The sequence below is a fragment of the Pararhizobium sp. PWRC1-1 genome, from assembly GCF_049897905.1.
GTDB lineage: Bacteria > Pseudomonadota > Alphaproteobacteria > Rhizobiales > Rhizobiaceae > Pararhizobium.
Map to the genome: position 1 here is coordinate 30,615 of NZ_JAFCXE010000014.1, position 11,813 is coordinate 42,427.

Annotated in this window: 9 protein-coding genes and 1 pseudogene; 8 read left to right on the plus strand and 2 right to left on the minus strand. The window is 60.3% G+C overall.

The window, feature by feature from the left end; translation table 11 throughout:
* Positions 1-65 precede the first annotated feature (65 nt).
* A pseudogene (locus ACP7E0_RS20675) lies at positions 66-1,573 on the plus strand (winged helix-turn-helix domain-containing tetratricopeptide repeat protein).
* Positions 1,574-1,674: 101 nt separating this feature from the next.
* Here the strand turns inward: ACP7E0_RS20675 and ACP7E0_RS20680 are convergent.
* A complete protein-coding gene (locus ACP7E0_RS20680) occupies positions 1,675-2,382 on the minus strand; it encodes a transcriptional regulator NanR (RefSeq protein WP_426127652.1) in 708 nt (235 codons plus the stop codon).
* Between the two features lie 207 nt (positions 2,383-2,589).
* On the opposite strand from ACP7E0_RS20680, the gene oiaX reads away from it, so the two are divergent.
* Complete coding sequence (gene oiaX, locus ACP7E0_RS20685; RefSeq protein ID WP_426127653.1) at positions 2,590-3,846, plus strand: 3-oxo-isoapionate-4-phosphate decarboxylase OiaX; 1,257 nt, start codon at positions 2,590-2,592, stop codon at positions 3,844-3,846.
* Between the two features lie 5 nt (positions 3,847-3,851).
* Positions 3,852-5,195, plus strand: a complete 1,344-nt coding sequence (locus ACP7E0_RS20690; protein ID WP_426127392.1) for a four-carbon acid sugar kinase family protein — start codon at positions 3,852-3,854, stop codon at positions 5,193-5,195.
* 16 nt (positions 5,196-5,211) lie between these two features.
* Here ACP7E0_RS20690 and ACP7E0_RS20695 read toward each other — a convergent pair whose 3' ends face one another.
* Positions 5,212-6,216 (minus strand): HD-GYP domain-containing protein, encoded by a 1,005-nt coding sequence (locus ACP7E0_RS20695; protein WP_426127394.1) that lies wholly within the window; start codon positions 6,214-6,216, stop codon positions 5,212-5,214.
* Between the two features lie 354 nt (positions 6,217-6,570).
* Here ACP7E0_RS20695 and ACP7E0_RS20700 point away from each other — a divergent pair, with 354 nt between their 5' ends.
* From ACP7E0_RS20700 to ACP7E0_RS20720, 5 genes are all read left to right on the plus strand, one after another.
* Positions 6,571-7,398, plus strand: coding sequence for a phosphogluconate dehydrogenase C-terminal domain-containing protein (locus ACP7E0_RS20700; protein ID WP_426127395.1), 828 nt, complete (start codon positions 6,571-6,573; stop codon positions 7,396-7,398).
* Positions 7,399-7,480: 82 nt separating this feature from the next.
* Positions 7,481-8,422, plus strand: a complete 942-nt coding sequence (locus tag ACP7E0_RS20705; RefSeq protein ID WP_426127397.1) for a D-ribose ABC transporter substrate-binding protein — start codon at positions 7,481-7,483, stop codon at positions 8,420-8,422.
* 74 nt (positions 8,423-8,496) lie between these two features.
* Complete coding sequence (locus ACP7E0_RS20710; protein ID WP_426127399.1) at positions 8,497-9,153, plus strand: DUF2291 family protein; 657 nt, start codon at positions 8,497-8,499, stop codon at positions 9,151-9,153.
* A gap of 1 nt (position 9,154) precedes the next feature.
* Positions 9,155-10,711, plus strand: coding sequence for a sugar ABC transporter ATP-binding protein (locus ACP7E0_RS20715; RefSeq protein ID WP_426127400.1), 1,557 nt, complete (start codon positions 9,155-9,157; stop codon positions 10,709-10,711).
* Positions 10,711-11,775, plus strand: coding sequence for an ABC transporter permease (locus tag ACP7E0_RS20720; RefSeq protein ID WP_426127655.1), 1,065 nt, complete (start codon positions 10,711-10,713; stop codon positions 11,773-11,775). The genes ACP7E0_RS20715 and ACP7E0_RS20720 overlap by 1 nt, the downstream gene beginning before the upstream one ends.
* The last annotated feature ends 38 nt before the right edge of the window (positions 11,776-11,813 follow it).

Here is an 11,813-nt window from a genome sequence, read left to right on the forward strand (position 1 = left end):
ACAGTGCCGTCTTTAAGCCCACCCAAATAGTTCCAAAAAGTTCCAAACGGGCTATAGATGCGCTTATGCAGGGATTGCGCTTTGCCTTTGGTCCGTTCGTGCTTGATCCGGGTGCAGGACGCTCCTTCGGAACGGCGATCTCGTTGCCATTGGCCACCGTGGATTAAAGCTGCTTGCGGCGTTCGCCGGACGGCCCGGGGAAATCCTGGGTAAGGCCGAGTTGATGGACGCGGCGTGGCCGGACACGGCCGTGGCGGAAGGCAACCTCACCGTCCAGATTGCTCAACTGAGGAAACTGCTTGGTCCAGCCACCACGGGCGGTGAATGGATCGTCACGGTTCCGCGTGTCGGATACCGTTTCCCAGGGACCATCGAAAGGTTGGGTAGCGCGAAACGAACACTTTTGCCACTGCCCGACAAGCCATCCATCGCCGTGCTATCCTTCGTTAACGTCAGCAACGATCCCGAGCAGGAGTCCTTTGCGGATGGCTTGACCGAAGACCTGATCACGGACCTCTCAAGAACGTCCGGCCTGTTCGTCATCGCCCGAAACTCAGCCTTCGCCTACAAGGGAAAAGCGATGGATGTGCGCACGATCGCCGAAGACCTTGGCGTGCGCTACCTGCTTGAGGGCAGCGCAAGACGCGCGGCGGGACGCGTCCGCATCAACGCCCAGCTGGTCGATGCGGTGAGCGGGGATCATCTCTGGGCAGAACGCTTCGATCGCAGTCTGGACGATATCTTTGCCGTTCAGGACGAAGTGACAGCCAAGATCGTAGAGGCGTTGCTCGGGCGGCTGTGTGCATCGCCGCCCCGTCATCGACCCAAGAAACTTGAGGCTTACGATCTCTGCGTACGGGCACGCAGGCTGATGGATGACACGCCGCAGATGGCACAGGAAGCGCATTTGATGCTCACGCGTGCGGTCTCCCTTGATCCGGACTATGCCGAAGCCTATCGCTGGCTGGCCGTGAACCACTGGATGGGATTGGTTCATTCCGGTGGCCCAACGGAACCGTCCCGCGGTATTGCTTTGGGATTGGCGCGCAAGGCTGTGGCAATAGATCCCAACGATCCTGGTTGCCGCTGGGTGCTGGCATATCTGCTTGCCTATGAACGCCACTTTGACGAGGCAGATGCGGAATTTACCAAGGCGATCGAACTCGATCCGAACGAGGCCGATACCTTTGCGGCATTGTCCGACATCGCGGTTCTCGCTGGACGGATCGAAGACGGTCTCGATAACATCCGAAAAGCGTTCCGGTTAAACCCGGTTCCGGCAAGCTGGTATTATCTAACGCTCGGCCAGGCACAATATGCGGCCCGCGACTACGAAGCCGCAGTCGAGACACTGCGCCGGGACGAGACCTATCGGACGAGTTCACGCCGTTTCCTGGCAGCAAGCCTTGCGCAGCTCGGCCGGTTCGACGAGGCACGTGCGGAGGTAGAACTGTTTCTCGTCGGAAACCCGCAGTTCACAACCCGTCACTGGGCAGTGACCGAGCCGTTTCGCGACACGGCGACGCTTGAACATTTCGTCGATGGCTACCGAAAGGCCGGGCTTCCGGAATGACGGCCAGCATAGCCGCCTCGAGGCGGCGGCCATCAGTTGATGCCAGATACCGGTCGCAGTGCTTTAAATAGCTGTCGACCGGCCGCCCAGAGGCTTCGCGGTCACTTCGCAGCGTAGAGCGCCCGCGACCGTTCCAGATGTTTCAGCACGGCCTGTTCTGCAGCATCCGGATCGCCGGCCTCCAGGCAGGTGATGATTTCTTCGTGCTCGGCTAGCGTGAACTTTTCCTTGCCGGTCCAGATCAACATTTCGGTATGGTATTCCTTCAGCCACGCAAGCATCGCCTCGCTGACGGCGACGTAGATCGGGTTGCGCGAAATCCGGGCAATCCGCGAGTGGAATTCCATATCGGCGGCAATGAAGGCTTCGGCGTCGCCCAGTGATGCGCGCTGCTTCTCAAGGATTTCGCGCAAGTCCGCAATGTCGTTGGCATCGCCCTTCTGGGCCGCCTCACGCGCCATGCCGCGCTCGAAAAAGATACGGGCGCTCTTCAGGTGCTCCAGTGAATCCGACGATTTGGCCAGCATCATCTTTGCGGTCATGTCCATCTGGCGGAAGATCGATTGCGCCGTCAGCTCCAGCACCTTGGCGCGCTCGCCATGCGAAATCGCCACCAGCCCCATGCCCGCCAGCGCCTGCATCGCTTCGCGGATCGCCGGACGGCCGACGCCGAAGCGTTCCATCAGTTCGCGCTCGGACGGCATCTCGTCACCGGGCTGCAGCTCGCCGGAGGTGATCATCGCCTTCAGCCGCGCGAAAACTTCGTCGGACAGTTTGCGGCGGACGATCTGTTCGGTCTGCTGGCCCATAGTATCTCGCTGGTTTACATTCGCCATCGTTATGCACTGCTCCCGCTCCGAAAGAAATGCACACATCCACGTGAGCCGGTGACAGTCCACACTGATTGTCGCGGATGCAAGCGCCCTCTTGCTTAATTGATATACTCATTATACCAGTTGCGGAAAATGTGCCACACAAACTGGCAGGGATTTGCCATACCGGGAGGCTCTTGCGCGATCATGATCGTCGTCACCTACAGAATTGAAACGTCAGGCAGTATCGAGGCCATGGCGGACAAGATCGCCAGCGACCAGTCGACGGGCACCTTCGTACCCCTCCCCGGCGAAACACCGGAATTAAAGGCGCGTGTTGCCGCCCGCGTGCTTGCCCTCCGCCCGCTCGACGATGCCGAAACTCCGAGCTGGCCCGAGGCTTCGCCGGACCATGGGCCGATCCGCCGTGCCGATGTCGATATCGCTTTCCCGCTTGATGCCATTGGAACCGATCTGTCCGCCCTGATGACCATCGCCGTCGGGGGTATTTTCTCCATCCGGGGCATGACCGGCCTGCGCGTCGTCGATCTGAAGCTGCCGCCGGTATACAAATCCGCATATCCCGGGCCGCAATTCGGCCTGCCAGGTAGCCGCAAACTCACCGGCGTCTATGACCGGCCAATCATCGGCACCATCGTCAAGCCTGCGCTCGGCCTGCGTCCGCATGAAACGGCCGAGCTGGTCGGCGAGCTGATCGGCTCCGGCGTCGATTTCATCAAGGACGACGAGAAGCTGATGAGCCCCGCCTATTCACCCTTGAGCGAGCGCGTTGCCGCCATCATGCCGAGAATTCTCGATCACGAGCAGAAGACCGGCAAGAAGGTGATGTATGCCTTCGGCATCTCGACGACCGACCCCGATGAGATGATGCGCAACCACGACCTCGTTCTTGAAGCGGGCGGAAATTGCGCCGTCGTCAATATCAATTCCATCGGCATGGGCGGCATGGCCTTCCTGCGCAAGCGCTCGGGCCTTGTGCTGCATGCCCATCGCAACGGCTGGGACGTGCTCACCCGCCATCCCGGCATTGGCTTCGACTTCAAGGTCTGGCAGCAGTTCTGGCGTCTTCTCGGCGTCGACCAGTTCCAGATCAACGGCATCGGTGTGAAATACTGGGAGCCCGACGACAGTTTCGTCGAGAGCTTCAAGGCCGTTACCACGCCGATGTTCGATCAATCCGACTGCGCCCTTCCCGTCGCCGGTTCTGGCCAGTGGGGCGGCCAGGCGCCAGAAACGTATCGCCGCACCGGCCGCACCACCGATCTGCTCTATCTCTGCGGTGGCGGCATCGTCAGCCATCCCGGTGGCCCGGCGGCCGGCGTGCGCGCCGTACAGCAGGCCTGGCAAGCAGCCGTCGCCGATATCCCGCTTGAAACCTACGCCAGGGATCACCCGGAGCTTGCCGCCTCCATCCAAAAATTCGGCAGCGCCAGCGAGTAGACATCATGACCGCACAGACCAACCCTCTCCTCTCCTATTATGGCGACGACCTGACGGGCTCTGCCGATGTGATGGAGGCGCTGGGCTCCAATGGCGTCGAAACCGTGCTGTTCATCGACGTGCCAGATGAGGCACTTCTGCAGCGCTTCGGCCATTGCCGCGCCGTCGGGCTCGCCGGTACCAGCCGCAGCGAAACGCCAGACTGGATGGATGAAAATCTGACGCCGGCGTTCCGCTGGCTGAAAAGCTTAGGCGCCGCTATCTGCCACTACAAGGTCTGCTCGACCTTCGATTCCAGCCCAGAGATCGGCAATATCGGCAAGGCCGTCGAGATCGGTAAAGCTCTGTTCGACCAGGCTTACGTCCCTGTTCTCGTTGGCGCGCCACAGTTGAAGCGCTACACTGCCTTCGGCCACCTCTTTGCCGCCTATCAGGGTGAGGTCTATCGCATCGACCGCCACCCGGTCATGAGCCGCCACCCGGTCACGCCCATGGCAGAGGCGGATCTGCGCCTGCACCTGAGCGCCCAGACGGCGCTGAAAACAAGACTCGCCGATCTCTCCATGCTTGCCTCTAAGAATGCAGATGACAGGGTTGACGATGCTTGCCGCGATGCGGACGGCATGGTGCTGTTCGATGTCGACAGCCCGGAAAGCCAGTCCCATGCTGGCCACCAACTCTGGCGCCTGAGACGCAACGGCGGTTGGTTCGTTGCCGGCTCCTCCGGCATCGAATATGCGCTGCTGACAACCTGGATTGCCGCCGGCCTGACGGAGGGAAAGAAACCCTTCCCCTTGCCCGGCAAGGCCGATCGTATCGCTGTCGTTTCCGGCAGCGTCTCGCCCACCACCGAACGGCAGATCCATCATGCAACGCAAAACGGTTTTGCCGGCATCAATCTCGATCCGCTGGAACTGCTCGGTGAAAACGGCAATGCAGCTCTTGAACGGGCAATCGCTAACGGCCTCAACCTCCTCAAAAGAGGCGAGAGTGTCATCCTCAACACCGCGCTTGGCCCCTCCGCCGATCGTGGCGGGGATATCGACCGGATCCCCGGCAGCCGCCATCGCCTCGGCCGGTTGCTCGGTGCAATCCTGCGGCGCCTGGTGGAGGAACAACAATTGACACGCGCCGTCATCGCCGGCGGCGATACGTCCAGCCATGCGCTGAGGGAACTGCGTGTGCAGGCGCTGACCACGCTGCTGCCGCTACCACAAACGCCGGGATCGCCGTTGTGCACGGCGCACGGCGCTTTTGCCGCGACCAACGGCTTGCAGATCGCGCTCAAAGGCGGACAGGTTGGATCGGATGGTTATTTCGCGCAGATCCGGGACGGCCTCCAATCATAGCCATGCTGCCGCCGGTCTATTGGACTGCGCGAACCCCGTTGCGGCGGTCTTTCGGTGGCACGGGCGAAAACGACGCACGCAGGCTGGCGTTGAACTGCGTCAGCAGATGCCGGTCGAAATGGCCCTCCGATTTCAGCATCATCCTCAGTGTTTCGGCGGGTGTCCACGCGCGCTTGTAAGGTCGTGCCGAGGTCATCGCGTCATAGACATCGCAAATGGCGGCGATCCGCGCGGACGGGCTGATCTGCTTGTCCGACAGGCCGAAGGGATAACCCTTGCCGTCTATCCGCTCGTGATGGTGCAGGCAGACATCCAGAACTATCTGCGGCATGTCGTCCTGGCGCGACAGCAATTCGTAGCCGCGAAGGGGATGGGTGCGAATTTGCGCCATTTCCTCGCCGGTCAGCGCACTCTTCTTCGACAGCAGCCCGTCGGGCATGACCATCTTTCCGATATCGTGCAGCAGGCCGCTGACCCCAAGAATGCGCACTGCCTGCTCGTCGAATTTGAGGAAGCGTGCGAAATGCACCATCAGCGCGCTGACGGCAATCGAATGCAGGAACGTGTACTCATCCTTGGTCTTGAGGCGGGTAATGCCGATCAGCGCCGCTGGATTCCTTACCATCGATTTGGCGATCTGTTCGACTGCGCGATCGGCGGGCTCGAACGTGACCTTGCCATTCAGGCGGGCGTTTGAAAACAGCGTGTCGACCAGCGGCCTGGCCTGCTCGATCGTCTGCAGCGCCTCCTCGATTTCGGTCTGGGTAAAAGGCCGGGAAAGATTGGACAGCGATGCCTCGCTTTCCCGCTTGTCCGGCTGAGGCCGGCCGGCGCCGACGTCCACTCCCCTGCGGGTATCGATGACGAGGCTGATGATATTGCTGGCTCTCACCTTTGCCGCCGCCGCTTCGTCCTTCAAAAGAAAACTACGCACAGGCGCTGCCTCGTCTCGCAACGGGTCTTCGATATCGGTGATGAACATGCCCACTCGGGCTTGGTGTCGCTTGATACGCTTGAGCATGCTATCGCCCTCTCTTCAATCGTCGCGGGCACTATCTCGGAAAACACCAATAAACTGTCGATTTCTGAGTGTGAATTTTGATCTTTCACCGAGATGAATGAAAGCCTCAAGTTTCCATCCATGCACTATCGCCGCCGCCAATCTCCCAAAGCCTGATCTTTTGGTCAGAACCATTTAATCACCTTCGAGTGTTGAGGGACAACAGGCCCCTTCTGCATATCGCCGAAAACCGCCTCCCGTACATGACACTAAAAGAAAAGCCGCAGAAAACCCTTCTCACCATGTGACATACTGATTGACTCATCATACCAGTTATCATAAACCATCGCAAAACAAACGCGCAGGTGAGGAAACATGACTTCGATCGCACTCTTCGGTGCTGGCGGCAAAATGGGTTACCGGCTTGCCAAGAACCTCAAGGGCTCACGCTTCGACGTGCGCCATGTGGAAGTAAGCGAGGCCGGCAAGGCACGGCTACTCAACGAACTCGGCCTGTCCTGCATTGATGTCGATGCAGCGCTTGCCGGCGTTGATGTTGTTATCCTCGCCGTGCCGGATACGGCCATTGGCAAGGTTGCCGCCGGGATTTCGGATAAGTTGGAAACCGGCACGATAGTCGTGGCGCTTGATGCCGCCGCTCCGTTTGCCGGCCATCTGCCGGAACGCACCGATCTCACCTATTTCGTCACCCATCCCTGCCATCCGCCAATCTTCAACGACGAGACGGATATACAGGCCAAGAAGGATCATTTCGGCGGTCTGTTTGCCAAGCAGCATATCGTTTCCGCCCTGATGCAGGGTCCGGAAGAAGCCTATGACCTGGGCGAAGAAATCGCCAAGGTCATTTGGGCTCCCGTCATGCGCTCGCACCGCGTCACCGTCGATCAGATGGCGATGCTGGAGCCGGGCCTGTCCGAAACCGTTGCCGCTTCGCTGCTCGTCGTCATGAAGCAGGCCATGGACGAATGCGTGAAGCGCGGCGTGCCGGAAGAAGCTGCCCGCGACTTCCTGCTCGGCCACCTGAACGTGCTTGGCGCTGTCATCTTCGGCGAAGTCCAGGGCGTGTTTTCCGATGCCTGCAACAAGGCCATCGAATTCGGCATCCCCGCGCTGATGCGCGACGACTGGAAAAAAGTCTTCGAACCCGAGGAGATCGCCGAAAGCATCCGGCGCATCACCTGATCGACGAGGAGCAGATGCTCCGCACATCAACGGCTCCGCCGGGAACGGAGCCGTAACACTTACATCAACCGGGAGGATCCACATGAAACTGACACGCAGACTGACGCTTGCCGCCTTCGCCGGCGCCCTTTCTCTTGGCGTTGCCATGCCGGCATTCGCAGCCGATCTCATCGCCATCATCACCCCCTCGCACGACAACCCCTTCTTCAAGGCGGAAGCCGTCGGCGCGGAAGCCAAGGCCAAGGAACTTGGCTACGAGACCCTCGTTCTCGTTCACGATGACGACGCCAACAAGCAGAGCCAGCTGATCGATACCGCCATCGGCCGCGGCGCCAAGGCGATCATCCTCGACAATGCCGGCTCCGAAGCCTCGATCGCCGCCGTCCAGAAGGCCAAGGACGCTGGCGTCCCCTCCTTCCTGATCGACCGCGAAATCAACGCCACCGGCGTTGCCGTCTCGCAGATCGTTTCCAACAACTACCAGGGTGCGCAGCTCGGCGCCGAAGAGTTCGTCAAGCTGATGGGCGAAAAGGGTAATTATGTCGAGCTGCTCGGACGCGAAGCCGATTTGAACGCCGGCATTCGCTCCAAGGGCTATCACGACATCATCGACGAATATCCGGAGCTGAAGATGGTCGCCCAGCAGTCGGCCAACTGGAGCCAGACAGAAGGCTATTCCAAGATGGAGACCATCCTGCAGGCCAACCCCGACATCAAGGGCGTCATTTCCGGCAACGACACGATGGCCATGGGGGCGATCGCCGCCCTTCAGGCTGCCGGCCGCAAGGACGTCATCGTCGTCGGATTCGATGGCTCCAACGACGTGCGCGATAGCATCACATCGGGCGGCATCAAGGCAACCGTACTTCAGCCGGCTTACGCTCAGGCGCAGATGGCGGTCGAGCAGGCCGACGTGTTCATCAAGACCGGCAAGGGTCCGGCTGAAGAAAAGCAGCTGATGGATTGCGTGCTTATCAACGCCGACAACGCCCCAAAGCTCGAAACCTTCGCGCTCAAGGACTAATCCTCCCCAAGGATGCGCACAGGGCGGACGAAATCTGCCCTTTGCGTTTTATGCCATTTGACGGAGTGACATTCATGCCGCATTTCCGGCTCGCCGCCGCCATCCCGCTTTCCCTCGCGCTGACCACACTTTTGGCGCTCGGCGGCTGCAAGATCATCAAGACACCGACGGCGGAAGAGGCTGCGCAAGCGGCAAGCGGCGGCTTCAATCCCGCACGTCAAGTTGCGGAAATCTGGGACAGCAAGGTCATCCCTTTCCTGCAAACGCGCGCCGGCCCCTTCCAGGAAGTCTCAGCCCTTTCCAAATCCGATCTCGACGCTGCCGCGGCGAAATACGGCCACAAGGAGAAGGAGGGCAGCGCGCCCTGGACTTTCGCGGCCAAAGTCTCCGGCACGATCGTCAAGGCTGAAACCGCATCGCGCGCCGCCTATCTCGACACCGATGTCGATGGCGACGGCAAAGCCGATGTCCGCATCCAGATCGGCCCGGTCATCAAGGGCACGGCAATCCGCGACAGCCTCGATTTCGTCAATTTCAACGAATTCAAGAACCAGATCCAGTGGGCCGAATTCGGCAAGGCCTTCAACATTCATGTCACCGGCCTGACGCTCGAAAAGCTGCCGCGCGAAGGCCTTGAAGGAAAGAAGGTCGAAGCGCTCGGCGCCTACCCGCTGCCGTCCTCCGGCCAGCCGGCGCTCCTAACGCCCGCCAGCATTACGATCGGCGGCTGACATGGCAGCCCAAACTCACGATACCATCCTGAAACTCGACGATGTGACGAAAGTCTATTCGGGCATCGTTGCCATCAAACATGCGAGCCTGGAGCTGAAGCGCGGCGCGGTCAACGTGCTTGTCGGGGAAAACGGCGCCGGCAAGTCGACGCTGATGCGGATGATCGCGGGCGTCGAAAAACCCTCGCTCGGTCGCATCCTTCTCGAAGGCAAGGAAGTCGAGTTCAACTCCCCTGCCGACGCCCAAAAGCACGGCATCGGCATGGTGTTTCAGGAACTCAACCTGTTCGGCAATCTCTCCGTCGCCGAAAACATTTTTGCAACCCGCGAAATCACCCGCGGCATTCGCGGCATCGACCACAAGGCACAGGTTCAGAAAGCCAACCAGTTCCTCGACAAGCTCGATGCCGGCATCAGCGCCGAAACCATGGTCGAAGATCTGCCGATCGGCCAGCAGCAGCTCGTCGAAATCGCCAAGGCGATCTCGCTCGATACCCGCATCCTCATTCTCGACGAGCCGACCTCAGCACTCTCCGCCGCCGAAGTCGATATCCTGTTCAAGGTCATCGGTGAACTGAAGGCGCAAGGTGTCGCCATCGTCTATATCTCGCACCGGCTGGAAGAGCTGATGCGCATCGGCGATTACATCACCGTTTTGCGCGACGGCCAGATCACCGGCCAGGCCATGGTCCGCGACATCGACACCAAGTGGATCGTCCGTTCAATGATCGGCTCGGATGCCAAGGACTTTGCCAAGTCTCTCGATCACAAGCTGGGCGCTGAAGCCTTTCGCGCCGAAGATATCTGCCTGCCGCGCCGGACCGGCGGCCTTGCCGTCGATCACCTGTCGATCTCGGTTTGCGCCGGTGAGGTGCTGGGTATTTACGGCCTGATGGGTGCCGGGCGCAGCGAGTTCTTCGAATGCGTCATTGGCCAGCATCCGCATTCGACTGGCAAGATCTTTGTCGCCGGCGAAGAGATTGTGGCAAAGGACACCTCCACCCGCATCCGTAAGGGCCTTGCCCTCATCCCAGAAGACCGCCAGCGCGAAGGCCTGGTGCAGGTCCTGTCGATCGCCTCGAACCTGACGCTGGCGAGCCTCGAAAAATTCGTCAAGTTCGGCTTTCACATCTCCGGCGAGCGCGAGCGGTCCGCCATCAAGGAATCGATCCGGAACCTGTCGATCAAGGCGCCGAACCCGGATTTCGACGTCACCTCCATGTCCGGCGGCAACCAGCAGAAGGTCGTCATCGGCAAGGCGCTAATGACCAACCCGAAGGTTCTTTTGATGGACGAGCCGAGCCGTGGCATCGATGTCGGCGCCAAGGCGGACGTCTTCCGCACCATGCGCCGGCTCGCCGGCGAGGGCCTCGCCATCCTGTTTTCCACATCCGACCTCGAAGAGGTCATGGCGCTGTCAGACCGGATCGCCGTCATGAGCAACGGCAGGGTAACAACGATCCTGGACCGGGCTGACGCCACCGAAGAACTCATCGTCAAGGCTGCGTCCGAGGGACACAAATCGGCCGGCCACACATCGACAAGGGAAATTGCATGATGACGACTGCAACCTCGACCGAAAAAGTACCGGCGGCCGATAGCGGCTCCGTCCTCCTGACGCTGATGAAGCTCAGGACCTTCATCGCGCTGTTTGCCGTCATCGCCTTCTTCGCGATCTTCGCGCCGAACTTCCTATCGACGGCCAACATCATCCTGATGTCGAAGCATGTGGCGCTGAATGCCTTCCTCGCCATGGGCATGACCTTCGTCATCATCACCGGCGGTATCGACCTTTCCGTCGGCTCGATCGTCGGTCTCTGCGGCATGGTGGCCGGCGGCCTGATCCTCAACGGTATTGACCTGCAGATCGGCTACACGATGTATTTCAACGTCGTCGAGGTCTGCCTGATCACGCTCGTCGTCGGCATCCTCATCGGCGCCGTCAATGGCCTGTTGATTACAAAGCTCAATGTCGCGCCCTTCATCGCTACGCTCGGTACCCTTTATGTCGCCCGAGGTTTCGCGCTGCTCTCGTCCGACGGCCAGACCTTTCCGAATCTGATCGGCAAACCCGAACTGGCAACCACCGGCTTCGGTTTCCTCGGCTCTGGCCGCATCATCGGCCTGCCGGTGTCGATCTGGATCCTGATCATCGTGGCGCTGGCCGCCGCCTATGTCGCCAAATACGTGCCGATCGGCCGCCAGATCTTCGCCGTCGGCGGCAACGAGCGCGCTGCCCGCATGTCCGGCATCCGCGTCGATCGCGTCAAGATGTTCGTCTACATGTTCTCCGGCTTCTGCGCAGCCATCGTCGGCATCGTCATCTCGTCAGAGCTGATGGCCTCGCATCCGGCAACCGGAAATTCGTTCGAACTGAACGCGATCGCCGCGGCCGTTCTCGGCGGCACCTCGATGTCGGGCGGTCGCGGTACGATCGGCGGAACCATCATCGGCGCCTTCGTCATCGGCATCTTGTCCGATGGCCTGGTGATGATGGGCGTATCCTCCTTCTGGCAGATGGTCATCAAGGGTATCGTCATTATCGTCGCCGTGGTGGTAGACCAGGCGCAACGACGTTTGCAGCAGCAGGTGACGTTGATGCAGCTGGCCAGGAAGGGCTAAAGTTTTAAGGCTCCTCGAAGCACGAAGGAACGTTTTAC

Coding starts and splice junctions, on each gene's coding strand:
- ACP7E0_RS20695 (WP_426127394.1), bottom strand. CDS start 6,216: ATGCTCAAGCGTATCAAGCGACACCAAGCCCGAGTGGGCATGTTCATC.
- ACP7E0_RS20710 (WP_426127399.1), top strand. CDS start 8,497: ATGCCGCATTTCCGGCTCGCCGCCGCCATCCCGCTTTCCCTCGCGCTG.
- ACP7E0_RS20690 (WP_426127392.1), top strand. CDS start 3,852: ATGACCGCACAGACCAACCCTCTCCTCTCCTATTATGGCGACGACCTG.
- ACP7E0_RS20705 (WP_426127397.1), top strand. CDS start 7,481: ATGAAACTGACACGCAGACTGACGCTTGCCGCCTTCGCCGGCGCCCTT.
- ACP7E0_RS20680 (WP_426127652.1), bottom strand. CDS start 2,382: ATGGGCCAGCAGACCGAACAGATCGTCCGCCGCAAACTGTCCGACGAA.
- ACP7E0_RS20700 (WP_426127395.1), top strand. CDS start 6,571: ATGACTTCGATCGCACTCTTCGGTGCTGGCGGCAAAATGGGTTACCGG.
- ACP7E0_RS20715 (WP_426127400.1), top strand. CDS start 9,155: ATGGCAGCCCAAACTCACGATACCATCCTGAAACTCGACGATGTGACG.
- ACP7E0_RS20720 (WP_426127655.1), top strand. CDS start 10,711: ATGACGACTGCAACCTCGACCGAAAAAGTACCGGCGGCCGATAGCGGC.